The organism is Nesterenkonia sp. DZ6, from assembly GCF_022565835.1.
Lineage (GTDB): Bacteria > Actinomycetota > Actinomycetes > Actinomycetales > Micrococcaceae > Nesterenkonia.
Genome location: NZ_JAJOYW010000002.1, coordinates 415316 through 438910 on the forward strand (window position 1 = coordinate 415316; position 23595 = coordinate 438910).

Below are 23595 nucleotides of genomic sequence, written 5' to 3' on the forward strand. Positions count from 1 at the left end.
ACGCCGCCGGCCGAGGGTCCACGACGCCTCCGGCCGGGGGCGCGGTGGCCCTCTGGGCGGGGCCTGCGGCCCGGCCGGTCGGGCCTCAGACGATCCGGCGCCGCTCCGCCCAGCGGGTGAGCTCGTGTCGGGAGGAGAGCTGGAGCTTGCGCAGCACCTTGGAGACATGGGTCTCCACGGTCTTGATCGAGATGAACAGCTCGCTGGCGAGCTCCCGGTAGGTGTAGCCGCGCGCGATCAGCCGCATGACCTCCACCTCACGCGCGGAGAGTCGGTCGAGCTCCTCATCGCGCACGTCTTCGACGCCGCCGGTGCCGAAGGCGTCCAGGACGAAGCCTGCCAGGCGTGGAGAGAAGACCGCATCACCGCCGGCGACGTCCTGGACCGCCTCGACCAGCTCGGCGGTGCTGATGGTCTTGGTGACGTAGCCGCGGGCCCCGGCGCGGATCACCGAGACCACGTCTTCAGCCTGATCGGAGACGCTGATCGCGAGGAAGCGCACCTCGGGGAGGTCTCGGCAGGCGCGCACGACCTCGGCCCCTCCCCCGCCGGTGCCTCCGGGCAGATGGACGTCGAGGAGCACCACATCCGGTTGTCCGGCCCGGACCGCAGAGATCGCCGACTCGACGTCGTGGCCCTCTCCGACGACCTCCACGCGACCAGCCAACTCTGACTTGAGCCCGGCGCGGAAGATGCCGTGGTCATCGATGATCACCACCCGACGCAGTCGCGCGCCCGGTGGTGCTGGCTCTGCGCGGCCTCTGCTCTGGCCGCCCATGGCGCCTGAAGGCTGCCGGGGAGGGTGCTCACCCATAGGTCTCCTCGCGCTCTGGCGTCGGCTCGGTCGCCGGCTCCGGCCCGGTCGCCGCGGCGACGGGCATCCGGAGCTGGACTTCGGTGCCGTTCTCCCCGGAACGGATCCGCGCGGATCCCCCGGCCCGGTTCATCCGCCCGATGATCGATTCACGCACCCCGAGCCGGTCAGATTCGATGCCGGCGGGGTCGAAGCCCACCCCACGGTCGCGGATGAACACCGCGTCCTCAGCAGCGGTGGACTCCAGGTACACCGAGGCGGGGCCGGCATGTTTGAGCGCGTTGACGATCCCCTCCCGGGCCGCCGCCACCAGGACTCGGTGATCGGTGCCCCGCGACTCGCCGACGGCGATGACCTCCACGGGCACGCTGTGCAGCTCCTCGAGCTCTGCCGCGACGCTGGTCAGCTGCTCCTTCAGCGTCCCGGTGTCGGCGCTGTCTCGGCTGTAGAGCCACCCGCGCAGCTGCCGCTCCTGCCGCCGCGCCAGCCGCTCCACCGCGGCGGGGTCATGGCGATGCTTCTGGATCATGGCCAGCGTCTGGAGCACCGAGTCGTGCAGGTGTGCCGCGATGTCGGCCCGTTCGGCCTCGGCGGCGGCGCGGGCACGCTCGGTGTTGGAGGTGCGGTAGAGCCTGATGAGCCAGGGGGCGGTCACCAGGGCGACGCCGGCGAGCAGCATCCCGGCGACCATCAGTCCCAGGATCAGGTCCGCGGCCGGGAGGAATCCTCCCGCGAGCAGCAGCAGCGCAAGGATCACCAGGGCCACTCCGATGCAGAACTGCCAGAGGATCGCCTGTCGCGAGCGTCGCCCGACCGCGCCGCGCGCACCTGCCCCCGCTTCGTCCCCGGCGATGGGACTGATCGCGTCGACCTGGGACCAGGCCAGCAGCACTCCGGCCCCGAGGATCATGGGAGGGCCGATGAGCCACCAGTTGATCTGCGCACCGAGAAGCTGCAGTCCGATCAGACCGGCTCCGCCGAGGAGCGCGCCGCCGAGCAGGACCTGGGGCGAGGACGTGAGCGCATCGACGAGCCCCTTCACCCGGGTCCCCCAGGACGACATCGGGTCGGTCCTCGGACCGATCCCCTCCGCGGCACTCGACGGGGAGGTACGGGCATCGGGGTGGGCAGACCCGGCAGCGTCGACCGCGGGCCCGCTGAGCCCACGGGTGGCGGCCTGTGAACGAGGTTCATCCTCGCCGGGGACGAAGATCCAGAGCCAGCAGTAGAGCAGCAGCCCCACCCCTCCGGCGATGCTCAGCCCGATCATCACGGCGCGCACCACGGGCACCGAGACCTTCAGGTGGCGGGAGAGCCCCAGACAGACCCCCGCCAGCGGAGTGTCGGCGGCGCGCAGCAGCGGTGGCCGCGGCACGGGGCTGCGCTGCGGCGCCGGAGGTGTCTCGGGGGCGGCGTCCATATCTTCCATAGTGCCACGCCCGCTCCCTCACCTCGATGCGTTCTGCCCCAGGATCCGGGGACGGAGAACGGAGATCAGGGTTCGATCAGGGGGCCCCCCAATAGCGGCCGCCGGTGTGGTTGGCGCAGACTGGAGACATGGAAAATCACAAGCCTGAGACGGGCCGGCGCTTCTTCAGCTGGATGCGCACAACGGGGCTGATGCGTCCCGACGAAGGTTGGTTCGGCGGGGTCTTCGCCGGACTGGCCGCCAAGGTCGGCTGGGACGTCGCGCTGGTGCGTGGGCTCGGCGTCGTCGCCTTCATCATCTTCTTCTCGCCGGCGGCCCTGCTCTACGGGCTGGCCTGGATCCTGGTCCCCAACCGGGCGGGTGAGATACACGCGGAGCAGGCCGTGCGCGGCAGCTTCAGCTCCGGCTTCATCGGAGGCGTGCTGCTCGCGATCATCGGGGCGCTGAACATCTTCACCCCGATCAGCATCGCCGGACCGCTGGCGGTGCTGATCAACCTGGTCGTCCTCGGCGCGGTGGCCTGGCTGGTCTACGTGCTGATCCGCAATCACCGCAGCAACACCACCATCAACGGTGCCGGAGGCACGCGCACGACCCCGGGAACGGCCGGCGCGCAGGCGGGAAAAGCTGAGGCCGGCGAGCCCGCACCGCCGCGTGCGGACGGAAAGCCGGCCTGGTACCCGAAGGAACAGGACCCCACGCCTCAGACCGGGACCCCGGCTTCAGCTGCGGGACACGGTTCTGCCGCTCAACGGGCTGCTCGTCAGGAGACGATGACCGCGCGGGCCGCGGCACCGCGACCCGGCAGGAGCCCGGGAGCCTCCCCGCGCGAACGCGCCGAGCGTCGTCGTCATCGCCAGCTCAGCTGGGGACTGGCCATGCTCTCCATCCCGGTGATCATCGGGCTGGCCTGGTTCGGCGGCGGGTTAGGGCTCTCCGCACTCGCCGTGGCCCTGGTCGCCACTGCGGGCCTCGTGCTGCTGCTGGCCTCAGGCCACCTCGTCGCCGCGCTGCGCGGACGACCCGGCGCCCCAGGTCTGCTGATGGTCAGCACCGTGATCATGCTGGTGCTCTTCGCCGGCCAGAGCGGGGCCGGGGGCTTCGGATCCGGCGCGAACTACGCCTTCGGCAGCTACACGACCACGGAGTCGGAGGTGAACAGCGGCTTCTCCAACACCACGGTTGATCTGCGCGACCTCGCCGCCGGAGATCCCTCGGATGGGGTGATCCCCACCGAGGACGCGGAGATCAACAACGCGTTCTCAAACACCACGGTGATCGTTCCCGATGACGCGCGGATCGTGGTCAGCAATGGGCAGGCGCTGAGCAACCTCGAGATCGCCACCCAGGACGACCGGCTCGAGCGGTCAGGCATCTCCGGGGAGGACCTCGTGCTGGGCCCGGAAGATTTCGATCGGGAGATCCGTCTCGACCTGAACTCAGCCTTCGGCAACACCACGATCTATGACGACACCACCTACGCCCAGGAAGCAGAGAATGCGCGATGAACACCACACCAGAGCGCCCAGGCGAACACTCCCCCACGCATCCCACCACCCCGCTGCCGCCCGAGCCCGCAGACGTCGATGAGCTGCTCGCGGAATCGCTGCGGGCCCAGAGCGAGCAGGACTTCACCTGGAAGGAACCGGAGCGCGGGCCGCGCTGGTTCGAGCGCGCCGAGCAGGAGGCGGCTCTCGCCGGCGGCACGACGACAGACCCCGACCAGGCCCGGGATGCGCTCACGAGGCCGACCAGGGATCCAGGCGGCATGGTGTCCGGAGCCGAGCGATCCCCCCGGTCGGGACACCGGCAGGGGCCGCGCATCGGCGGCGCCGTCTACGCCGCGGTGGCCATCGCGCTGGCCCTGTGGGTGTTGGCGAGCGTGGTGCTCGGGATCCACATCGAGCCGCTCATCGTCGCGCTGGGCGTCTGCAGCCTTGCCGGGCTGGCCCTGGTGGGGGCAGGTCTGCGGCCGAAGCCGGGACAGCGCATCTGAGCCGTCGATGCAGCCGGGTCCAGGTGCTGCACACAGAGATCCCCCGGAAGGAAGCCTTCCGGGGGATCTCTGTGTGCAGTCAGGACTGCCTGGATGCGGCTGTCGCCGCCCCGATCACTTGAGGGTGACGGTGGCGCCTGCTGCTTCCAGGGTCTCCTTGGCCTTCTCGGCGGTTGCCTTGTCGACACCTTCGAGAACTGCCTTGGGCGCGCTGTCGACGACGTCCTTTGCCTCCTTGAGACCCAGGGAGGTCAGACCGCGCACCTCCTTGATGACGCCGATCTTCTTCTCGCCTGCGGCCTCGAGGACCACGTCGAACTCGGTCTGCTCTTCTTCTTCCTCAGCTGCGGCTGCCGGAGCTGCGGCGGCGGCTGCGGGAGCGGCTGCAGTGACATCGAAGGTCTCTTCGAAGACCTTGACGAACTCGGAGAGCTCGATCAGGGACATGTCCTTGAACTGTTCGATCAGTTCTTCGTTGCTCATCTTCGCCATGGGGGCGCTCCTTCTAAATGTTTAGGGGGTGTTGCTTGCGGATCAATGCTGAGCTCGAGCTCAGGCAGCTTCCTGCTTCTCGCGCAGCGCCTCGACCGTGCGAACGGTCTTGGACAGCGGCGCCTGGAAGACGGCGGCAGCCTTGGACTGGACGCCGATGAAGGCACCAGCCATCTTGCTGAGCAGAACCTCACGGGATTCAAGATCCGCGAGCTGCTTCATTCCTGCCTCGTCGAGGGTGGCGCCATCCATGTAGCCGCCCTTGACGATCAGTGCAGGATTGCTCTTGGCGAAGTCACGCAGCGCCTTGGCCACGTCCACGGCATCGCCGTGGACGAAGGCGATTGCGGAGGGTCCGGACATCTTGCCTTCAAAGGCGTCGATGCCGAGTTCCCGGGCCGCAATCTCGGTGAGCGTGTTCTTCACCACAGCGTAGTGTGCGTTCTCTCGCACGGACCGGCGCAGAGTCTGCAGCTGGCCCACGGAGAGGCCGCGGTACTCCGTGAGCACTGCGGCAGTCGAGTTGTTGAAGAGTTCCTTCAACTCGTCGACGGCGGCAGCCTTCTCAGGATTCGCCATGGCACTCCTTCCGATCATGTAAGCCGGTCACCACCCTCGGGCGGGGCATAAAAAATGCCCCGCTGCGCAAGGCACGGGGCGTGGCTTCAAGATTGACCTGCTCGCGTATCACCGCGAGCAGAGCCTCTCAGAAGAGCTGATCGTGTCCTGCGCAGGTCGCCCGATTCGGGTCTTTACGTTGCATCGCCTCACAGACATGATGTCTGCTGACCACGCAGATCAGCCAATGATCTGCGCACGACGACAACGACCGGCGGTCTTTGGTCAGCCCTGACTCTACATGGTGGTCTGCGCCCGCGCAAAACGGGAGACGACGCGGAGACGGGAAAGGCCCCCGTCCGGGTGGACGAGGGCCTTTCCTGGTGCTGCACGAGTTGCCTCGTGTCAGTCGGTGAGCACCTTGGTCACGTTCGGGTCCACCGGGATGCCGGGGCCGAAGGTGGTGGTCACGGTGGCCTTGGCGATGTAGCGACCCTTCGAAGCCGAGGGCTTCAGACGAAGGATCTCTTCCAGCGCTGCGGCGTAGTTCTCCGCCAGCGCCTTGGCATCGAAGCTGGTCTTGCCCACGATGAAGTGCAGGTTGGAGTGCTTGTCCACGCGGAAGGTGATCTTGCCACCCTTGAGCTCGTTGACAGCCTTGGCGACGTCGGGGGTCACGGTGCCGGTCTTGGGGTTCGGCATCAGGTTACGCGGACCCAGCACCTTGCCCAGGCGACCGACCTTGCCCATCATGTCGGGCGAGGCGACGGCGGCGTCGAAGTCGGTCCAGCCATCGGCGACCTTGGCGATGAGCTCGTCGCCGCCGACGTAGTCAGCCCCGGCCTCTTCAGCCTTGGCGATGTTGTCGCCCTGGGTGAAGACGACGACGCGGGAGGTCTTGCCGGTGCCGTTGGGCAGGATGACCGTGCCGCGGACCATCTGGTCCGCCTTGCGCGGGTCCACCGAAAGCCGCATGGCGACCTCGACGGTGGCGTCCGACTTGGACGGGTTGATCTCCTTGGCCAGGGCTACTGCCTCGGCCGGGGAGTACAGGGCATCTTCGTTGACCTTCTGTGCCGCTGCTTCATAAGCTTTGCTGCGCTTTGCCATCTGCGTTGTTCTCCTTAGCAGTCGTGGTACGCGGGTCGCGCTCGACCCTTCCCACCGTCCGACTCGTGGCCGGACTGTTTGTCAGTTGATGTTGGGCGTGAGCCCGGTTCAGCCTTCGACCGTGATGCCCATGGAGCGGGCAGTTCCGGCGACGATCTTGGAGGCCGCGGCGAGGTCGTTCGCGTTGAGGTCCTCCATCTTGGTCTGGGCGATCTCTTCGACCTGCGACCGGCTCAGCTTGCCGACCTTGTCGGTGTGCGGCACGCCTGAGCCCTTGGCCACGCCTGCGGCCTTCTTGATCAGCTCGGCGGCTGGCGGGGTCTTGGTGACGAAGGTGAAGGAGCGGTCTTCGTAGACCGTGATCTCCACAGGGATCACATTGCCGCGCTGAGCCTCAGTCGCGGCGTTGTAAGCCTTGCAGAACTCCATGATGTTGACACCGTGCTGACCGAGTGCAGGACCGATCGGCGGAGCCGGGTTAGCGGCGCCTGCCTTGATCTGCAGCTTGATCAGGCCGGAGACTCTCTTCTTCGGGGCCATGTTCAGCGTCCTTTGCTTGCGTGGTGGATTCAGGCTCTCACGCCGCTTGGGCGGCGCGAGGGCTTCAACCCTCACCTGGTGTCCCTGTGCCACAGGAGCGTGACGCAGGGGGGTGGCCATCATGGCGTGATGACCGGTTCGACGTCGCCGGTCAAAGCCACCTGCGACATCGAAAGTCTTTGGTTCTCACCCGACCTGGGCCGACGACGTCGTCGGCCCAGCCACGTGAGTGAACCTCAGTAGATCTTTTCGACCTGGTTGAAGTTCAGCGTCACCGGGGTCTCACGCTCGAAGATCGAGACGAGGACCACGAGCTGACGCGAGTCTGCGTGGATCTCTGAGATGGAAGCCGGCAGGGTGGCGAAGGGGCCATCGGTGACGGTGACCGATTCGCCGATCTCGAAGTCCACCTTGATGTCCGAGGCTGCCGCGGCGGAGCCGTCTTCACCGGCGCCGTGCTTGGGTGCATCGGGCTTGCCGAGGAGGTGGTCCGAGAGCATGTCGAAGACCTCGTCGGAGCTCAGCGGGTGCGGGTCGTGGGCATTGCCCACGAATCCGGTGACTCCGGGGGTGTGGCGGACGACGCCCCAGGAGGCGTCGGTGAGCTCCATGCGGACGATCACGTAGCCCGGGATGCGCACCCGGCTCACGACCTTGCGCTGGGTGCCCTTGATCTCCACGACCTCTTCCATGGGGACCTCGATCTCGAAGATGTGGTCCTCCATGTCCTGGGTCTGGATACGGGTCTCCAGGTTGGACTTCACGCGCTTCTCGTAGCCCGCGTAGGTGTGCACCACGTACCAGTCACCGAGCTGGCGGCGCAGCGTGGACTTCAGTGCGGCGGCGCGCTCCTCGTAGGACTTCTCCTCCTCGGGCACCTCCGCGTCGGTCTCGGTCGCGACCGGCTCGTCACCCTCGCCCTCAGCCGCATCCTCGGGCTGGGCGTCGGAGTCGGTCTCAGCCTCGGCGGGCGCGGCGTCAGCACCCTCGGCGTCCTCGCCGATCTCGGCTTCGGTCTGCGCGTCCGTCTCGACAGCGGCTGAGGTGTCCTCGGCCGCTTCGGTGCCCGCTGCTGACTCGGCAGCGGCATCCTGGGCGGCGTCGACCTCTTCGGTCTGCTGCGAAAGATCCTGTTCAGACACTGTTCTCCTGCTTTCCGTGGTGCTCACCGCCACACGGCGAGCTCTCGTTCACGTGGTGGATGCCCTGGCTGCGGCATCACGTCATGGTCATCTGGCGGGCCCAGTTCAGTCCTCGGCGCCGCCATCGGCTCCGGCGGGCGGCTCGATGGGCTGCTCGACGCCTCCCGTTGAGCCGAAGAGCGCCTCAGCGCCCCGGCTGAAGACCGCGTCGAAGCCGGTGACGATCCCGATCACGATGATGACGAAGACCAGCACGACCAGCGTGTAGTTGGTCAGCTCCCGCCGGGTCGGAACGACCACCTTGCGGAGCTCGTCAATGACCTGGCGGAGGAACAGCCACAGCTTCCCGAACGGGCCCTTCGGATCGCCGCCGGCAGGCGTGGAGCCCTGATCTGGCGTCGAAGGCGACTGGGACACGAAGACTCCATCTGTTCACGGTTAAGGCGGGTGCCTAGCAGGGCAGACAGGACTCGAACCTGCAACCTACGGTTTTGGAGACCGTTGCGCTACCAATTGCGCCACTGCCCTAGGGGTAACCGACCCTCCGCCACGCTACCGCATCGAGAACCGGAGCACCGGTTTCGGGGCACGATGGATCGGAGGCGCCTGAGACACCGGTAGATCACTCTACGCCCTCGGCCCGGTGCAGGACAAACCGGTAGGCTTGAACCAGTCCATGAATCCCGAAAGGATCCCTCAGACATGACTGCTCCGAACTCACGCATCTCCGACCGTATCGGCTCCATCGCCGAGTCCGCCACCCTTGCCGTGGACGCGAAGGCCAAGGCGCTGAAGGCAGCCGGTGAGGATGTCATCGGTTTCGGTGCGGGCGAGCCGGACTTCCCCACCCCGGACTACATCGTGGAAGCGGCGCGCGAAGCGGCCCTGAACCCCCGCTTCCACCGCTATTCCCCCGCCGCCGGGCTGCCCGAGCTGCGCGCCGCGGTGGCGGAGAAGACCACCCGGGACTCCGGGTACCGGATCGAGGGCGAGGCGCTGGCGCCGGCGAACGTGCTGATCACCAACGGCGGCAAGCAGGCCGTGTACAACACCTTCGCCACCCTGCTGGACCCCGGCGATGAGGTCATCCTCCCTGCTCCCTTCTGGACCACCTACCCCGAGGCCATCAAGCTGGCCGGAGGCGTGCCCGTGGACGTCTTCGCCGGGCCGGAGCAGGGCTATAAGGTCACGATGGAGCAGCTGGAGCAGACCCTGACCGAGGCCACCAAGGTGCTGGTCTTCGTCTCCCCCTCCAACCCCACCGGCGCGGTGTACTCCGCCGAGGAGGTCCGCGAGATCGGCCGCTGGGCGGCGGAGAAGGGCCTGTGGGTGGTCACCGACGAGATCTACGAGCACCTCACCTACGACGACGCCGAGTTCACCTCCATCGCCGCCGTCGAGGAGCTGGCCGATCAGGTGGTGATCCTCAACGGAGTCGCCAAGACCTACGCGATGACCGGGTGGCGCGTGGGCTGGATGGTGGGTCCGACCGACGTCATCAAGGCCGCGGCGAACCTGCAGTCCCATGCCACCAGCAACGTCGCCAACGTCTCACAGATGGCCGCGCTGGCCGCCGTCGAAGGTCCGCTGGATGCGGTCAACGAGATGAAGACCGCCTTCGACCGACGACGCCGTGCCATCGTCAGCGGGCTCAATGAGATCACCGGGTTCTCCTGCCCCACCCCGGAAGGCGCCTTCTACGCCTATGTCGATGTCCGCGAGGCGCTGGGCCGTGAGATCGCCGGTCGCACGCCGCAGACCTCCGCGGAGCTGGCCGAGCTGATCCTGGAGGAGGCCAAGGTCGCCGTCGTCCCGGGTGAGGCCTTCGGTCCCAGCGGATTCCTGCGCCTGTCCTACGCGCTGGGCGATGAAGACCTGGCCAAAGGGCTGCGTCGGCTCCAGGACCTGCTCGGCTGATGAGCGCAGCCCCGCCCGGCTGATGCCTCCCGTCGGGCGGGACCCCATAGACTGGGCGCAGCAACCTGCCGAGGAAGTCAGGCCTGAGATTTTTCCTGGAATCCATGAAGGGACGAGCTGAATCATCATGCGCATCGGACTGCTCACCTCCGGCGGCGACTGCCCCGGCCTGAACGCCGTCATCCGCTCCGCCGTGCTCCACGGCATCAAGAGCTACGGCGACGAGTTCGTCGGCTTCAAGGGCGGCTGGCGCGGCCTCATCGAGGGCGACTACATCGACCTGCCCCGGCAGTCCGTGCGCGGTCTCTCCCGTCAGGGCGGCACGATCCTCGGCACCTCGCGGACCCACCCGTACAACCACCCGGGCGGCGGACCGGAGAACATGGCCAAGCAGCTCAAGCGCCACGACGTCGACGCCGTCATCGCCATCGGCGGCGAGGGCACCCTGGCCGGGGCCAAGCGCCTGGCCGATGACGGGATCCCGGTGGTCGGGGTGCCGAAGACCATCGACAACGACCTCAAGGCCACCGACTACACCTTCGGCTTCGACACGGCGGTCTCCATCGCCACCGATGCGATGGATCGGCTGCGCACCACCGGGGAGTCCCACCACCGCTGCATGGTCGCCGAGGTCATGGGCCGCAACGTCGGCTGGATCGCGCTGCACTCCGGCATGGCCGCCGGAGCCCACGCCATCCTGATCCCGGAGCACAAGGTCTCCATGGACCAGGTCTGTGAATGGGTCGAGCAGGTCCACTCCCGCGGACGCTCCCCGCTGGTGGTCGTCGCCGAGGGGTTCATCCCCGAAGACGCCGAGGAGGCGCTGGCAGGCAAGGGCGAAGAGTCCGACGGTCGCCCGCGGCTGGGCGGCATCGGGGACTGGGTGACTCGGCAGATCGAGTCCAAGACCGGCATCGAGTCGCGCAACACCACCCTGGGCCACATCCAGCGCGGCGGAAACCCCACCGGCTATGACCGGGTGCTCGCCACCCGCTTCGGCATCCGCGCCCTGGACCTCGTGCACGAACAGGCCTGGGGCCACATGGCGGCGCTGCGCGGCACCGAGATTCTCCAGGTCGATCTCGCCGAGGCGCTGGACGGGCTCAAGACCGTGCCCCCCGAGCGCTACAACGAGGCCCAGATCCTCTTCGGCCGCTGAACCGTTGCCCCGGACCGCGGCGCAGGACGCACCCTCCCTGCTGAGCCTCCTCCCGTGAGCCTGGCGGACCATACGCGCAGCATCATCGCGCTGGCGTGGGCACGGATGATCGGCCTCGGCGATGAGGAGCTGCTCGGCGCGGGATCCCATCACGAGGTCATCACCGCAGACGGCTCCGCGGTGGCCTTCCTGCGACTCTTCGATCACACCGTTCTCAGCGGACCCGCCGAGGTGCTGCGCCATGCCCGCCGGCGCGACGACACCGAGCTCGCCGATGAACGCCGGCTCCTGGAGCTCTCGCGTCGGCACGCCCCGGGTGCGCGCAGCCTGGGTGCGGCGAACCTGCTCTACGCCGAGGAGCCGGCCGCCCTGGGCGCCGCGCAGCGCGGGGCGATCTCCTTCGATCCGGAACATGTGCGCGCAGTGCTCGCCGCCTCACCGGCCGATGACGTGCAGGCCTCAGGGATCGCCGCGGCGCCCTGGAGCGCAGCGCTGGTGGATGAGGGCACCGGCACGGCGCTCGGCGCCGCCGGGCGGGAGCTCTGGGCCGGGATGCTGGGCCAGCTGGGGGTCCTCACGGTGCCCGATCAGCGCCGTGCCGGGGTCGGGCTGCAGCTGGCCGCGGTGGCGGCGGAGGAGGCATTCAGCGAGGGACTCGTCCCGCAGTGGCGGGCCCGCACCGAGTCCGTCGGCTCGCTGCGCATCGCCGCGGCGCTGGGGTTCAGCCCCGCCGGCTCACAGACCACCGTGGTCTTCGACTGAGCCTCCAGCTCAGCGAGACCTGCTGGGCGACCTGCTCAGCGGCGCTGTCCGCGCAGGAAGTCTCCCTTGGGACGCCCCACGGCCTGTCCGGCGTCGGGACGGACGATGACCTCCTGGGCCGCCGCGTAGAAGGTCGCAGAATCTGCGTCGCCGTCGCGCACCACCAGCTGCAGCGCCGGGTCCACCTTGCGCTTGACCAGCGCCAGCGCGATCGGGCCCATCTCGTGGTGCCGCGCCACCGAGGTGACCTTCCCCACCGGGCGCTCCCCGGCCAGCTCGGCCGGGGAGGCCTCTGGGGCGGCGGCCAGGATGTCTGAACCGATCGCCGGAAGCGTGTGCTCGCTGCCGTCGAGATGCAGGAACACCAGGCGGCGCGGTGGATGGCCGAGGTTGTGAACCCGTGCCACGGTCTCCTGACCCTTGTAGCAGCCCTTGCTCAGATGCACGGCGGTGCGGATCAGGTCCAGCTCGTGCGGGATCGTCTTCGCATCGACCTCGCGGGCCAGACGGGGTCGCCAGGCGGCGACGCGCAGCGCCTCGGCCGCCATGGTGCCGGCGAGGATCCATCCGGCCTGTTCGAGACCGTCGATCGTGGCTTCCAACGAGGTCCGCGGCACCACGTGCAGCCGCCAGGACCAGTCCGCGCCAGGGTGGTCCGCCTCGGCGACCTGGGCGTAGCTGGCCGCGCCGGGACCGAGCTTCGGCCACGGGTCCGCCCAGCCGATGACGACCTCACCGGAGGCTGAGGCGGGCAGCGGTGCGGTGGAGCCGAGCACCGCGTAGTCGGCGGTGCGGTCGGCGATCTCCACCCGGAGCATGAACTTCATCGAGTCGAGCCACTGGGCCAGCACCCCGCCGTGTGAGTTCTCGGTGATCAGCCAGACGGTCTCACCGTCGTCGACCACCGCCGCATCGTGTTCGATGCGCCCGGAGATGTCCAGCAGCAGCAGCTCGGTGGGCTCCCCCGGCTTGAGTCCGGCGATCTCCTGGGAGGACAGCGTGGTCAGCCAGGTCAGCCGGTCGGGCCCGGAGACCGTGACCACGCTGCGCTGGGAGAGATCGACGACGGCGGCGCCACGGGCCAGTGCGCGCTGCTCCCGGGTGGGGTCGCCGTAGTGTGCGGCCACCGCGGCGTCGTCACCGCCGTCAGCGACGGCGCCGGCGCGGTTCAGCAGGGGTGACTTCGAGTTCTCATCCACGGGCGGACTCCTTGTTCGTTGCGGCGAGCGCGCAGGGCGCACGGCGCGGGGCACCTGCCAGGGGCAGGCGAGAGCGAGGCTCAGGCGGTGCGCTTGGCGCTGACCTCGTCGGCGGAAGCCGTGCGGTCGAGGATCGCGGAGGCGTGGGGAACCATCTCCCCATCGGCGGCGCGAAGATCCCAGCGCCAGAACAGCTGGCTGTTCACCAGTCCGAACATCCGCGAGGCACCCGGATATTCCGCAGCGTGCTCCCCGCGCATCACCGCGTCGGTGGCCAGGTGCAGCTGCGGGCCCTTGATCTTGCCGTAGTAGAGCTCCGAGATGCTGCCCGGATGGGTGATGGTGGCGGTGATCGCGAAGGATCCGTCCTGCTCCGCGAGCTGGTCGACCTCGGCCGCGCTCTTGTACGCGGGCACCACGTCCGCCGGGTCCAGGCCGGGGCCGACATCGGCGTCGGTGCGGGCCCGGTCCAGCGACCAGAAGCCGGTCTCCACCGAGAGCGGACGCAGCCGTGCACCCGCCTCATCGGCGAGCCAGGTCTCGGCGCGGTACTCGACGAACTCCAGGCCGGTGTCACGGAATGTGACGTCCTGGGTGAAGATCGGATCGTCCTGCTCTCCCGAGCCCAGGCGGCCTTGACCGCGCCAGCTGCCGAGCAGCCAGTAGAGCGGGGCCAGCTCCGGGGTCAGGTCGGTGGGAAGCTCCATCGGGGCCATCGGCTCAGCTCCTCAGCGCGCGGTCGACACTGGGCTGTGTCTCGGTGCGGTGCAGGCGGATCAGCGCTGACCCTTGTACAACCGGGAGATGACGGTCCAGGAGATGCCGGCGATCATCAGCGTCACCAGGACCAGCAGCCCGATGAAGAAGATCTCCAGTGCGAGCAGTGAGACGTTCTGCAATGCGAGGTTCATGGGTGAAAGTGTACAACTTCACACCAGCAGAAGACGCTCCGTGAAGTAGGTCAGCGCGCCCATGGCCGCGATCGGGGCTGCGCCGACCGCAATTCCGGAGAGAATCCCCTGTGGCGGACCCTGTGCGAGGAGGAAGCGGCGGAAGGAGGCGAGCAGCAGTCCGGCCACCAGCCCGAGCGTCCCGGCGAAGAGCAGGGTCAGCTCACCCCAGGCCAAGGTCATCCCGATGGCGGCCCCGACGCTTCCCAGGACCACCAGGAGCATGGCCCACGCATTGGGCAGCGGAATCGCGGCGAGCAGGGTCGCGATGATCAGCGCACCCGCGGCCAGCGTCACCACGGCAAGCTCCCCGGACGCTCCGGTGACGGCCAGCAGGGTGGTGTCCTCCACCGGCAGCAGACCGCGCACGGCGAGGATCCCTCCGGCGTCGTCTCCCCCGTTTGCTCCTGCCAGCTCCACCGGGTAGCGCAGACCGGCCACCCAGCCGGCTCCGGTGGTGGCGATCAGCACCCCGGCGCAGGCTCCGATGGTGGACTCCAGCCGGTGCGGCCTTCCGGTGCCGCGCAGGACCTGGATCAGGAAGACGCTCATGACGCCGAAGGCCAGTGCCACGGAGGACCAGAAGAAGAGGTCACCGGCGGTCCCCACGATGCCGGCGCCGAGGGCCGCGACGACTCCGGCGCAGGCGATGACGGCGGAGAGCGAGCGTCGGGCCGAGACTCCCATCAGCTGGGGCCACCCCAGCGCGATGAGGATCGAGAGCCCACAGACCACCAGGGTCATAGCGATGGTCCCGGCCCAGGAGGCCAGGGCGAGCGCTGTGGCTGCAAGCAGGGCGGAGGCTGCCACTGGGATGTACTTCACAACAGGCCATCCTAGAGGTCCGCGCTTCGCACGTCGCATATACTCAACCCCGGATCGCTGAATCGCGTTTCCACATTGTGCAATCACCGGCGTTGAAGACCGCAATCACCGTTGACGACCCTGCGGGACCCGGTGAAGATGATGGCCCGAGGGGAAGGAGTCATGCATGGCCCAGGTTCTGCTGCTCTCAGACACCCCCGACGACGCACTGCCGCCACTGGGGCTTCTCACCCACCGGATCCGCACGTTCCCCGCCGAGGCCTCCTCCATCGTGCGGGCTCCCAATGTGGATGTGACGCTGATCGATGCGCGCACCAAGCTTGCCCACGCCCGCTCCCTGTGCCAGCTGGTGAAGTCCTCGATGCTCTCCCCGGTGCTGGTGATCGTCACCGAGGCGGGCCTGGCCACGCTGAACGAGTCCTGGCAGGCCGATGACTTCATCCTCGACGAGGCCGGCCCGGGCGAGATCGATGCCCGGATCAGGCTCGCGGCGGTGGAGACCGCGGAGGAGACCCCGGTCGGAGAGATCCGCGCCGGCGGGATCACCATCGATGAGACGACCTATATGGCCACGATCAACGGCCGCCTGCTGAACCTCACCTATAAAGAGTTCGAGCTGCTCAAGCACCTGGCTCTGCACCCGGGTCAGGTCTTCACCCGCGACCGGCTGCTCCACGATGTCTGGGGCTACGACTACTTCGGCGGCACCCGCACCGTCGACGTCCACATCCGACGCCTGCGCGCCAAGCTCGGGCCCGACCACGAGTCACTGATCGGCACGGTGCGCAATGTCGGCTACCGACTGGTGATCGGCGGTTCAGACACCGCCGGCCCCGCCGACGATGACCGGCGCGTCGCCGGCGCGGACGCCGCCTGAGCCGATGACCTGAGGGTTCGGCTCCGCTACAGTGAGCCCATGAACCCAGGCGATGTCACCCCAGAAGGTACCGAGCCGGCCGTGGTCGAGCTCAGCGACGGCGCACCCGATGCCGACCTGCACCACGCGCTGCTCGAGCTGGCCGCCGTCTCCACCGAGGCCGACGCCAACCCGCCGTTCTCGGAACAGACGCTCGTAGAGCTGCACCGCGCCGCCGACCGGCGCGAGGCCGCGTCCGCTGAGACTGCCGCCTCCCAGGAAGCGAACCGCAGTCCGCTGCGCATCGCCTACGCCTGGACCGATGCCCAGCCCGACTCGCGGCTGCTCGCCGGGGCCGGCGTCGTCGTCGAGGGCGCGGAGGGAGTCCCCGACGTGCTGGAGATGGTGGTCCGTCCAGACTGCCGGCAGCGCGGGATCGGCACAGCGCTGGTGGAGGCGCTCACCGCAGACGTGCTCTCGCCCGCGGCCGGTCGGGTGCAGCGGGCCTGGGCCCACGGCGAGCACGACGCCGCCGCCCGGCTCGCCCGGCGCTTCGGCTGGACCCCCGTCCGAGAGCTCTGGCGGATGCGACTCACCGACCTCGATGAGGCACCCTCCCCCGAGCTGCCAGAGACCATCACCGTGCGCAGCTTCCGCCCCGGTGAGGACGATCAGGCCTGGCTGACTGCGAATGCGGCCGCCTTCGCAGATCACCCCGAGCAGGGCCGGCTCACCCTGGAGGATCTGCATGCCCGGATGGCCGAGGACTGGTTCGACCCGGAGGGATTCCTGCTGGCCTGGGAGGGCGAGGAGCTCGTCGGGTTCCACTGGACCAAGGTCCAGGGCGCCGAGCTCGGCGAGGTCTACGTGGTCGGCGTCGTGCCCGGCGCCCGCGGCCGTGGGCTCGGCCGCAGCCTCACCCTGGCCGGGATCGAACATCTGCACCGAGCGGGCCTGGCCGCCATCATGCTCTACGTGGACGCCGACAACACCGCCGCGGTGGAGCTGTACAAGAAGCTCGGATTCACCAAATGGGACGCCGACACCATGTACGCCCCGACCGTGGAGCCCGCCGCCGAACCAGCCTGATATCTTGGTCTCTCGTGAGCTCCTCCGAGACCATGAGCAAGGTCCCCCGCCGCAGAACTGTCACGGTCTCCGATGACGGGCTCGACGCCGAGATACTCGCCGCCGGCGCACTGTGCTGGCGGCTCCGCCGCGGCGAGCTCGAGGTCCTGGTGATCCACCGGCCCCGCTATGACGACTGGTCCTTCCCCAAGGGGAAGCTCGATGAGGGTGAGACCCTCCCGGAGTGCGCGGTCCGCGAGGTCCGTGAGGAGATCGGGCTCAAGGTCAGGCTCGGAATGCCGCTGCCGATCACCCGTTATTCCGTGGGCAAGTCGCGCGGAGCCAAGAACGGCAGTGGAAACGGCAACGGCAACGGCAACGGCGGCAAGGACAAGGCCGTCTGGTACTGGGCCGCCCAGGTCGCTGAGGGCTCTCCGATCCCCGACGGCGATGAGGTGGACGAGACCGCCTGGGTCAGCGTGGACCGAGCCCGGGAGATGCTGACCAACCGCGGTGACGTGCTGCCGCTGGACGAGCTTGCCCGCCTCCACGACGACCAGCGGCTGCATACCCTGCCCTTCATCGTTCTGCGCCATGCCAAGGCCAAGCCGCGCTCCTCCTGGTCCCGCGCCGAGTCGGAGCGCCCGCTGGCGGCCACCGGCAAGCGTCAGGCCCGGGCGGTGGAGCGGCTGCTGGTCTGTTGGCGCCCGCGACATCTGGAGTCCAGCCCCTGGCAACGCTGCGCTGAGACCATCGCGCCCTACGTCAAGGCCCATCGAAACCGCGCCACGTACCGGAAATCGCTCACCGAGAAGCGCGCCGAGGCCCACCCGGAAAGGACCCGGACCCGGGTCCGCCGCTGCCTGGAGCTGCTGCTGCCGACGCTGATCTGCAGCCACCGTCCGGTCCTTCCGCTGATCCTGGACACCATGGGCAGCTGGCTGCAGGACCCGGACCTGCTGCGGGCCATCCCGGATGAGGACCCCTATCTGCGCCCCGGCGCGGTTCTGGTGGCGCAGCAGGCCATGGACCGCGGTGGAGAGATCGTCTCGATCGAGGTCTACGAGCCGTTCGAGGACTGACCGCTGGCGGGACTCCTGACAATGTCGGGCCGTGACGGTAGTCTCATTGCATGAGTGCGCCGAAGAACGTTCACCCGACCGCCGAGCTCAACATCGACGAGGACCGAGGCCGGGCCGAGCTCTGGGACACGATCAACGGACGCCGCACCTTCATCGGGTTCATCGGATTCACCCCCGAGACGCTCCGCGGCCAGGAGGTCACCCTCCTGCAGCACACCATCGTCCACCCCCAGCACGGCAGGCAGGGCTACGCCCGCTGCCTGGTCACCCTGCTGCTGGACCAGCTCCAGGCCGAGGGCAGGCTCTTCGCCTCCGAGTGCACCTACGTGGATGCCTACCTGCACCGCTACCCCGAATACCGCACCCTGCAGGCCACGTTCTCCTGAACTGCGGCACGCGGGTCCAGCCGCCGAACGGCCCGAACCCGCTGACAGCTCGGCCCGCTCCGACGCTCAGGCCCCGCAGGTATGCTGTGGTGCGTGAACTCGACGATCCCCACCCCGTACGAGGACCTGCTCGCAGACGTGCTGAACGTCGGCACCGCCAAGTCTGACCGCACCGGAACCGGCACCAGAAGTGTCTTCGGGCGCCAGATCCGGTTCGATCTCGCGGAGTCCTTCCCTCTGATCACCACCAAACGAGTGCACTTCAAGTCCGTGGCGCTGGAGCTGCTCTGGTTCCTGCGCGGAGATTCCAATGCGCGCTGGCTGCAGGAGCGCGGCGTGCGGATCTGGAACGAATGGGCAGGCGAGGACGGCGAGCTCGGCCCGATCTATGGCGTGCAGTGGCGCTCCTGGCCCAGCCCCTCGGGTGAGGACATCGATCAGATCGAGCAGCTCATCACCTCGCTGAAGACGAACCCTGATTCCCGACGCCACGTGGTGAGCGCCTGGAACCCGGCACAGATCGATGAGATGGCGCTGCCGCCCTGCCACATCATGTTCCAGTTCTATGTGGCCGACGGTCGGCTCTCCTGCCAGCTGTATCAGCGCAGCGCCGACATGTTCCTCGGAGTGCCCTTCAACATCGCCTCCTACGCGCTGCTCACGAGGATGGTCGCCCAGCAGGTAGGGCTTGCCCCCGGTGAGTTCATCTGGACCGGTGGGGACTGCCACATCTATGACAACCACGTGGCGCAGGTGCGTGAACAGCTCTCCCGCGCCCCCTACCCCGCACCCACCCTGGCGATCACCCGCACCCCGGACTCGATCTTCGACTACGAGTTCGAGGACTTCGAGGTGCGCGACTACCAGCACCACCCCGCCATCAAGGCCGCCGTCGCTGTATGAGCATCCGCTCCATCGCGGCCGATATCGGCATGATCTGGGCGCAGACCCACACCGGGGTCATCGGCGACGCCGGGACCATGCCCTGGCACCTGCCCGAGGACCTGGCGCACTTCAAGGCCACCACCCGCGGCGCCCCGGTGGTCATGGGTCGCCGCACCTGGGAATCCTTCCCGGCCAAGTACCGCCCGCTCCCGGGCCGGCAGAACATCGTGATCACCGCCGATCAGCGCGCCGCAGAACAGATCCGCGCGCTGGGCGGGCACCCCGTGGCCAGTCTCGACGAAGGACTTGAGATCGCCTCGGCCTCGAGAGCCGAGAAGATCTGGATCATCGGCGGCGGCCGGGTCTACGCCGAGACCGTGGACCGACGAATCGCGGACCTCGCGGTCATCACCGTGATCCAGAGCGAGGTCTCCGGTGACACCTCGGCCCCGACCCTGACTCCGGAATGGGAGCTGACCCAGCGCGAGCCTGCCGCAGGAACGCACCAGGGCGCCGACGGGCTGAGATACCACATCGAGACCCACCGACGCCGCGGCGGCCCCGCTGAGCGGCACACGACCACCTCCGGGGCCTCGTCCACCTGCCACGACACACCCGCACCCGACGGAAGCCCGAGATGACCGAGACCTCCCCACCCGCCCCGAACGCGCACAAAGCCTCCCAGGCCAGCTCCACCAATCTGATGATGCTGGGCCTCGGCGGCTACCTCATCCTGCCGTTCCTGGCCCTGTTCACCGTGACCCTGGGCTTCGTCCTGGTGCTCAATGACCGGATCATCCCGGGCCTGGTCTTCCTGTTCGTCGCGCAGCTCTGGGTGGCCGGCGGGCTGTGGGCTCATCTGTCGCGCCGTCGTCTGCTGCAGGAGATCAAAGAAGCCAGGAAGTCCGAGGAAGCCCCCGGCGTCGAGAAGTGACCCTGACGCGCTGAGCCGACTCCGCTACCCTGGAGGCATGACTTCTGCAGTGAACTCCTCCGTGTCCCCTGCCCTCTCCGCCGTGCCAGGTGAGACCCCCTCGGTGGGTCTGATCGGCTGGCGCGGCATGGTCGGCTCGGTGCTGATCACGCGCATGCTCGAGGAGGGGGACTTCGCCCACATCAACCCGGTCTTCTTCTCCACCTCCAACGCCGGAGGCCAGGCACCGAGCTTCGCGGGCGTCACGCCCGAGGAGACCACCCTGCAGGACGCCTTCGATCTGGACACGCTGGTGAAGCTGCCGATCATCGTCACCGCCCAGGGCGGCGACTACACCTCCGAGGTCTACCCCAGGCTGCGCCAGGCCGGCTGGGACGGGATCTGGATCGACGCCGCCTCCACCCTGCGCATGGCCGAGACCTCGATCATCGCGCTGGACCCGATCAACCGCGACGTCATCGACGCCGGGCTTGCCGCTGGCGTGAAGGAGTTCATCGGCGGCAACTGCACGGTCTCGAACATGCTGATGGGCCTGGGCGGGCTCTTCACCAACGACCTGGTCGAATGGGGCACCGCCATGACCTACCAGGCGGCCTCCGGCGGCGGCGCGAAGCACATGCGCGAGCTGCTGAACCAGTTCGGCACGCTGCACTCCGCCGTCGCCGAGGAGCTCAGCGACCCCGCGGCCGCCATCCTGGACATCGACCGCGCGGTGCTCCACGCCCAGCGCAACGACCTCGACGCCACCCAGTTCGGCGTCCCGCTGGCCGGTTCGCTGATCCCCTGGATCGACGCCGATCTGGGCAACGGCGTGGCCAAGGAGGAGTGGAAGGCCGGGGTGGAGACGAACAAGATCCTGGGCCGCGGCGACAATCTGGCCCCCGGGGTCACCTCCCGCGGCGCGGCAGTGCCATTCGACTCGCTCTGCGTCCGGGTGGGCGCGCTGCGCTCACACTCCCAGGCGCTGACGCTGAAGCTGCGCGAGGACCTTCCGCTGGCCGAGATCGAAGCGATCGTGGCCTCGGGCACCGAATGGTCCAGCTTCGTCCCGAACGAGAAGGAAGCCACCGTGGCGCAGCTGACCCCGGTGGCCGCCACCGGCTCGCTGGACATCCCGGTGGGGCGGATCCGCAAGCTCGAGATGGGCCCGGAGTACATCTCCGCGTTCACGGTGGGCGACCAGCTGCTCTGGGGCGCGGCGGAGCCGCTGCGCCGGATGCTGCTGATCGCGGTCGGCAAGCTCTGAGCCCTTCCGTCGCGGAGCGTCTGAGGCCGCCTCTGCAGAGCTTCAGCGCCCGGCTCGGCAGACCTGAGGTCTGCTGCTAGAGCGCGTGTCCGATCAGCACCGGCTCTTCGTGCATCGTGATGCCGAAGGCCGTGCTGACCTGGTCACGGGCGGCGCGGGCGACCGCGAGCAGGTCATCGGTGGTCGCGGAGCCTCGATTGGTGACCGCCAGCGTGTGCTTGGTGGAGAGCGCTGCGCGGCCCCCGGCGATGCCGGTCCCCTGCGCCCCGCGCCCGGCCGCCGGCCCGTCGGGCAGGCCGAACCCCTTGCCGCAGCCGGCGTTGTCGATCAGCCAGGCGGCTGAGAGCTTCACCAGCGGGGCGCCCGCTTCGTCGACTCCGGCGGAGAACTGCGGCGCCCCGTTCGGAAGCGCCGCGGCGACCTCGCGCGGAACGATCGGGTTGGTGAAGAAGGACCCGGTGGACCAGGTGTCATGGTCGCCCTCGCGCAGCACCATGCCTTTGCCCTCGCGCAGTCGCAGCACCGTGCTGCGGACCTCTTTCAGCGGGGCGCGGCGCTCGTGGTCTGCGCTCTCGGCGTCAAGGCCGAGGGTCCGGGCCAGCTCGCCGTAGCGCACCGGGGCCGAGAGCCCATCGGGGCGGTTCTGCAGCATGAACCGGACCTGCAGCACCACGTAGCGGGGTGAGCCATGCACGGTGGTCTGCTTCAGCACCGAGTCGCGGTAGCCGAACTGCAGCTCGGCGTTGGTGAAGCGCACCAGCTCGCCGCGTGCCCGGTCCCAGGCCTGGATGTCTTTGAGGGTGTGGGCCACATCAGCGCCGTAGGCGCCCACGTTCTGCACCGGCACCGCACCGGTGGCGCCGGGGATCCCGGACAGCGCCTCCAGCCCGGTGAGGCCGCGTGCCACGCTGAATCGGACGACGTCGTCCCAGTTGTGTCCTGCGGCGACGGTGAGCAGCACATCCCGGTCGCCGTGGAACTCGGTGCTGATCCCCTGGAACGCCAGCTGCAGCACGGTGCCGGGGAACCCGTCCTCGGTCACCAGCAGGTTCGATCCGCCGCCCAGGACGATGAGGGTGTCCTCGCCGCGCTCGCGGGCTGCGTGCTCTGGCAGCGGGTGCTGCCGAAGCACCTCCAGCGCCTGCTCCTGGGTGTCTGCCCGGATCCATCGACCGGCGGGGCCGCCGACGCGGGCAGTGGTGTGATCCCTGAAACGACGGGGCCACGCGAGGGGGGAGGTATCAACACTGGTCACAGACGAGAAGCCTACCCGGCGTCGCTGAAATGGGCATCTGCGCCCTGTGCGCCGTGGATCACCTTCCCGAGATAGGCCCCCGCGGGTCGCCCGGAGCAGGCGCCCGGGCGTCTCCCTCTCGGCTACTCGCCGAGAGGGTTCAGCACCCGGCGCAGGAAGTCCCGGGTGCGCGGCTGCTGAGGATCCCCGATGACTGCGGTCGCCGGGCCCTCCTCGACCACGAGACCCTGGTCCATGAAGACGACCCGGTCTGCGACCTCGCGGGCGAAGCCCATCTCGTGGGTCACCACGAGCATGGTCATGCCGGCCTGGGCGAGCTTGCGCATGCTGGCGAGCACGTCGCCGACGGTCTCAGGGTCCAGCGCGGAGGTGGGCTCGTCGAAGAGCATCAGCTGCGGCTTCATGGTCAGCGCCCTGGCGATGGCCACCCGCTGCTGCTGACCGCCCGAGAGCTGGTCGGGGCGGCGCTCGGAGAGGTGCTGGAGCCCGACGGCGTCCAGCTGTGCCAGCGCCTCGGTCTCTGCCTCGGCCTTGGACTGGCCCAGCACCCGCCGCGGGGTGATGGTGCAGTTCTCCAGCACGCTCAGATGGGGGAAGAGGTTGAACTGCTGGAAGACCATGCCGATCTGCCGGCGCATGGCGTCGAGATTGACGTCCGCATGGGTCGCCTCGTGCTCACCGACGGTGATCGTCCCCGCATTGGGGGTCTCCAGCCGGTTCACGCAGCGCAGCAGCGTGGACTTGCCGGAGCCGGATGCTCCGATCAGACAGACGACCTCACCCGGAGCCACGCTCATGTCTATGCCCTTGAGCACCTCGTTGTCCCCGAAGGACTTGTGCAGACCGGTGATGGTCACCCCGGCGGCGGAAGTGCTGCGCGCGCCGGGCACGCCCTTGGCTGAGGCGGTGTCCGGGGCCGTGGACCCCGACGTCTCGGCCTGACTCTGACTCTGGCCCTGGCTCTGGCTCTGGCTCATATTCGCGTCCATC

At 68.7% G+C, this 23595-nt stretch carries 27 protein-coding genes and 1 tRNA gene; 13 read left to right on the top strand and 15 right to left on the bottom strand.

The window, feature by feature from the left end:
* Positions 1–85: 85 nt before the first annotated feature.
* Both LTH93_RS07585 and LTH93_RS07590 read right to left on the bottom strand, forming a co-directional pair.
* Positions 86–778 (bottom strand): response regulator, encoded by a 693-nt coding sequence (locus LTH93_RS07585; protein WP_274615993.1) that lies wholly within the window; start codon positions 776–778, stop codon positions 86–88.
* Positions 779–806: 28 nt separating this feature from the next.
* The gene (locus LTH93_RS07590; protein ID WP_241470573.1) at positions 807–2243 is read right to left on the bottom strand and encodes an ATP-binding protein; all 1437 of its coding nucleotides are present in this window, start codon (positions 2241–2243) and stop codon (positions 807–809) included.
* A 128-nt stretch (positions 2244–2371) separates the two neighbouring features.
* On the opposite strand from LTH93_RS07590, the gene LTH93_RS07595 reads away from it, so the two are divergent.
* Together LTH93_RS07595 and LTH93_RS07600 are read left to right on the top strand one after the other, a co-directional pair.
* A complete protein-coding gene (locus LTH93_RS07595; protein ID WP_241470574.1) occupies positions 2372–3751 on the top strand; it encodes a PspC domain-containing protein in 1380 nt (459 codons plus the stop codon).
* Entirely contained in the window at positions 3748–4239 is a 492-nt protein-coding gene (locus LTH93_RS07600; protein ID WP_241470575.1) for a phage holin family protein, read from the top strand. Before LTH93_RS07595 ends, LTH93_RS07600 begins: the two co-directional genes overlap by 4 nt.
* Before the next feature lie 114 nt (positions 4240–4353).
* Here the strand turns inward: LTH93_RS07600 and rplL are convergent, their stop codons facing one another.
* From rplL to LTH93_RS07635, 7 genes are all read right to left on the bottom strand, one after another.
* Positions 4354–4731, bottom strand: coding sequence for a 50S ribosomal protein L7/L12 (gene rplL / locus LTH93_RS07605; protein ID WP_241465394.1), 378 nt, complete (start codon positions 4729–4731; stop codon positions 4354–4356).
* A 60-nt stretch (positions 4732–4791) separates the two neighbouring features.
* Entirely contained in the window at positions 4792–5310 is a 519-nt protein-coding gene (gene rplJ, locus LTH93_RS07610) for a 50S ribosomal protein L10 (RefSeq protein WP_241465395.1), read from the bottom strand.
* 384 nt (positions 5311–5694) lie between these two features.
* The gene (rplA, locus tag LTH93_RS07615) at positions 5695–6399 is read right to left on the bottom strand and encodes a 50S ribosomal protein L1 (RefSeq protein WP_241465396.1); all 705 of its coding nucleotides are present in this window, start codon (positions 6397–6399) and stop codon (positions 5695–5697) included.
* A 108-nt stretch (positions 6400–6507) separates the two neighbouring features.
* Entirely contained in the window at positions 6508–6939 is a 432-nt protein-coding gene (gene rplK / locus LTH93_RS07620) for a 50S ribosomal protein L11 (protein ID WP_241465397.1), read from the bottom strand.
* A gap of 236 nt (positions 6940–7175) precedes the next feature.
* On the bottom strand, positions 7176–8081 hold the full coding sequence (gene nusG, locus LTH93_RS07625) for a transcription termination/antitermination protein NusG (protein ID WP_241470576.1): 906 nt from the start codon (positions 8079–8081) through the stop codon (positions 7176–7178).
* A 105-nt stretch (positions 8082–8186) separates the two neighbouring features.
* Positions 8187–8498, bottom strand: a complete 312-nt coding sequence (secE, locus tag LTH93_RS07630) for a preprotein translocase subunit SecE (RefSeq protein ID WP_241465399.1) — start codon at positions 8496–8498, stop codon at positions 8187–8189.
* Between the two features lie 38 nt (positions 8499–8536).
* A tRNA-Trp gene (locus tag LTH93_RS07635) sits at positions 8537–8609 on the bottom strand.
* Positions 8610–8783: 174 nt separating this feature from the next.
* Here LTH93_RS07635 and LTH93_RS07640 point away from each other — a divergent pair.
* From LTH93_RS07640 to LTH93_RS07650, 3 genes are all read left to right on the top strand, one after another.
* Positions 8784–9998, top strand: coding sequence for a pyridoxal phosphate-dependent aminotransferase (locus LTH93_RS07640; RefSeq protein WP_241465400.1), 1215 nt, complete (start codon positions 8784–8786; stop codon positions 9996–9998).
* Between the two features lie 127 nt (positions 9999–10125).
* Complete coding sequence (locus LTH93_RS07645) at positions 10126–11157, top strand: 6-phosphofructokinase (protein WP_241465401.1); 1032 nt, start codon at positions 10126–10128, stop codon at positions 11155–11157.
* 54 nt (positions 11158–11211) lie between these two features.
* A complete protein-coding gene (locus LTH93_RS07650) occupies positions 11212–11919 on the top strand; it encodes a GNAT family N-acetyltransferase (RefSeq protein WP_241470577.1) in 708 nt (235 codons plus the stop codon).
* Between the two features lie 35 nt (positions 11920–11954).
* On the opposite strand, the gene ygfZ is transcribed toward LTH93_RS07650, so the two are convergent.
* The 4 genes from ygfZ to LTH93_RS07665 form a co-directional block, all read right to left on the bottom strand.
* Positions 11955–13118: a CAF17-like 4Fe-4S cluster assembly/insertion protein YgfZ gene (gene ygfZ / locus LTH93_RS07655; RefSeq protein WP_241470578.1), complete on the bottom strand. Its 1164-nt coding sequence runs from the start codon at positions 13116–13118 to the stop codon at positions 11955–11957.
* 80 nt (positions 13119–13198) lie between these two features.
* Positions 13199–13834, bottom strand: a complete 636-nt coding sequence (locus tag LTH93_RS07660; RefSeq protein WP_241465404.1) for an FABP family protein — start codon at positions 13832–13834, stop codon at positions 13199–13201.
* Positions 13835–13894: 60 nt separating this feature from the next.
* Positions 13895–14029 carry a hypothetical protein gene (locus tag LTH93_RS13260; protein ID WP_255727372.1) on the bottom strand — a complete coding sequence of 45 codons (135 nt, stop codon included), beginning with the start codon at positions 14027–14029 and terminating at the stop codon, positions 13895–13897.
* 18 nt (positions 14030–14047) lie between these two features.
* The gene (locus LTH93_RS07665; RefSeq protein ID WP_241465405.1) at positions 14048–14893 is read right to left on the bottom strand and encodes a hypothetical protein; all 846 of its coding nucleotides are present in this window, start codon (positions 14891–14893) and stop codon (positions 14048–14050) included.
* 166 nt (positions 14894–15059) lie between these two features.
* Here LTH93_RS07665 and LTH93_RS07670 point away from each other — a divergent pair, with 166 nt between their 5' ends.
* The 8 genes from LTH93_RS07670 (at position 15060) to asd (ending at position 21350) form a co-directional block, all read left to right on the top strand.
* Positions 15060–15770, top strand: a complete 711-nt coding sequence (locus tag LTH93_RS07670) for a response regulator transcription factor (RefSeq protein WP_241470579.1) — start codon at positions 15060–15062, stop codon at positions 15768–15770.
* Positions 15771–15809: 39 nt separating this feature from the next.
* Complete coding sequence (gene mshD, locus LTH93_RS07675) at positions 15810–16838, top strand: mycothiol synthase (RefSeq protein WP_241470580.1); 1029 nt, start codon at positions 15810–15812, stop codon at positions 16836–16838.
* 14 nt (positions 16839–16852) lie between these two features.
* A complete protein-coding gene (locus LTH93_RS07680; protein ID WP_370642718.1) occupies positions 16853–17899 on the top strand; it encodes an NUDIX hydrolase in 1047 nt (348 codons plus the stop codon).
* A gap of 50 nt (positions 17900–17949) precedes the next feature.
* Positions 17950–18285, top strand: coding sequence for a GNAT family N-acetyltransferase (locus LTH93_RS07685; RefSeq protein ID WP_241470581.1), 336 nt, complete (start codon positions 17950–17952; stop codon positions 18283–18285).
* Between the two features lie 81 nt (positions 18286–18366).
* Complete coding sequence (locus tag LTH93_RS07690) at positions 18367–19188, top strand: thymidylate synthase (RefSeq protein WP_241470582.1); 822 nt, start codon at positions 18367–18369, stop codon at positions 19186–19188.
* Positions 19185–19811, top strand: a complete 627-nt coding sequence (locus tag LTH93_RS07695) for a dihydrofolate reductase (RefSeq protein ID WP_241470583.1) — start codon at positions 19185–19187, stop codon at positions 19809–19811. The genes LTH93_RS07690 and LTH93_RS07695 overlap by 4 nt, the downstream gene beginning before the upstream one ends.
* On the top strand, positions 19808–20104 hold the full coding sequence (locus LTH93_RS07700) for an NF038396 family protein (protein WP_241465411.1): 297 nt from the start codon (positions 19808–19810) through the stop codon (positions 20102–20104). Before LTH93_RS07695 ends, LTH93_RS07700 begins: the two co-directional genes overlap by 4 nt.
* A gap of 37 nt (positions 20105–20141) precedes the next feature.
* Complete coding sequence (gene asd, locus LTH93_RS07705; protein WP_255727374.1) at positions 20142–21350, top strand: aspartate-semialdehyde dehydrogenase; 1209 nt, start codon at positions 20142–20144, stop codon at positions 21348–21350.
* A 76-nt stretch (positions 21351–21426) separates the two neighbouring features.
* Here the strand turns inward: asd and LTH93_RS07710 are convergent, their stop codons facing one another.
* Positions 21427–22605, bottom strand: coding sequence for a UDP-N-acetylmuramate dehydrogenase (locus LTH93_RS07710; protein ID WP_241470584.1), 1179 nt, complete (start codon positions 22603–22605; stop codon positions 21427–21429).
* Positions 22606–22727: 122 nt separating this feature from the next.
* Positions 22728–23582, bottom strand: coding sequence for an amino acid ABC transporter ATP-binding protein (locus LTH93_RS07715; RefSeq protein WP_241470585.1), 855 nt, complete (start codon positions 23580–23582; stop codon positions 22728–22730).
* Between the last annotated feature and the right edge of the window lie 13 nt (positions 23583–23595).

What these genes read in the sequence shown, in the direction of transcription:
- LTH93_RS07660 (WP_241465404.1), bottom strand. Translation starts at nt 13,834, where the DNA reads ATGGCCCCGATGGAGCTTCCCACCGACCTGACCCCGGAGCTGGCCCCG.
- LTH93_RS07640 (WP_241465400.1), top strand. Translation starts at nt 8,784, where the DNA reads ATGACTGCTCCGAACTCACGCATCTCCGACCGTATCGGCTCCATCGCC.
- LTH93_RS07595 (WP_241470574.1), top strand. Translation starts at nt 2,372, where the DNA reads ATGGAAAATCACAAGCCTGAGACGGGCCGGCGCTTCTTCAGCTGGATG.
- LTH93_RS07645 (WP_241465401.1), top strand. Translation starts at nt 10,126, where the DNA reads ATGCGCATCGGACTGCTCACCTCCGGCGGCGACTGCCCCGGCCTGAAC.
- LTH93_RS07690 (WP_241470582.1), top strand. Translation starts at nt 18,367, where the DNA reads ATGCTGTGGTGCGTGAACTCGACGATCCCCACCCCGTACGAGGACCTG.
- LTH93_RS07600 (WP_241470575.1), top strand. Translation starts at nt 3,748, where the DNA reads ATGAACACCACACCAGAGCGCCCAGGCGAACACTCCCCCACGCATCCC.
- rplJ (WP_241465395.1), bottom strand. Translation starts at nt 5,310, where the DNA reads ATGGCGAATCCTGAGAAGGCTGCCGCCGTCGACGAGTTGAAGGAACTC.
- asd (WP_255727374.1), top strand. Translation starts at nt 20,142, where the DNA reads ATGACTTCTGCAGTGAACTCCTCCGTGTCCCCTGCCCTCTCCGCCGTG.
- LTH93_RS07715 (WP_241470585.1), bottom strand. Translation starts at nt 23,582, where the DNA reads ATGAGCCAGAGCCAGAGCCAGGGCCAGAGTCAGAGTCAGGCCGAGACG.
- LTH93_RS13260 (WP_255727372.1), bottom strand. Translation starts at nt 14,029, where the DNA reads ATGAACCTCGCATTGCAGAACGTCTCACTGCTCGCACTGGAGATCTTC.
- LTH93_RS07700 (WP_241465411.1), top strand. Translation starts at nt 19,808, where the DNA reads ATGACCGAGACCTCCCCACCCGCCCCGAACGCGCACAAAGCCTCCCAG.
- LTH93_RS07585 (WP_274615993.1), bottom strand. Translation starts at nt 778, where the DNA reads ATGGGCGGCCAGAGCAGAGGCCGCGCAGAGCCAGCACCACCGGGCGCG.
- LTH93_RS07590 (WP_241470573.1), bottom strand. Translation starts at nt 2,243, where the DNA reads ATGGAAGATATGGACGCCGCCCCCGAGACACCTCCGGCGCCGCAGCGC.
- LTH93_RS07695 (WP_241470583.1), top strand. Translation starts at nt 19,185, where the DNA reads ATGAGCATCCGCTCCATCGCGGCCGATATCGGCATGATCTGGGCGCAG.
- rplL (WP_241465394.1), bottom strand. Translation starts at nt 4,731, where the DNA reads ATGGCGAAGATGAGCAACGAAGAACTGATCGAACAGTTCAAGGACATG.
- rplK (WP_241465397.1), bottom strand. Translation starts at nt 6,939, where the DNA reads ATGGCCCCGAAGAAGAGAGTCTCCGGCCTGATCAAGCTGCAGATCAAG.
- LTH93_RS07670 (WP_241470579.1), top strand. Translation starts at nt 15,060, where the DNA reads ATGGCCCAGGTTCTGCTGCTCTCAGACACCCCCGACGACGCACTGCCG.
- mshD (WP_241470580.1), top strand. Translation starts at nt 15,810, where the DNA reads ATGAACCCAGGCGATGTCACCCCAGAAGGTACCGAGCCGGCCGTGGTC.
- rplA (WP_241465396.1), bottom strand. Translation starts at nt 6,399, where the DNA reads ATGGCAAAGCGCAGCAAAGCTTATGAAGCAGCGGCACAGAAGGTCAAC.
- LTH93_RS07685 (WP_241470581.1), top strand. Translation starts at nt 17,950, where the DNA reads ATGAGTGCGCCGAAGAACGTTCACCCGACCGCCGAGCTCAACATCGAC.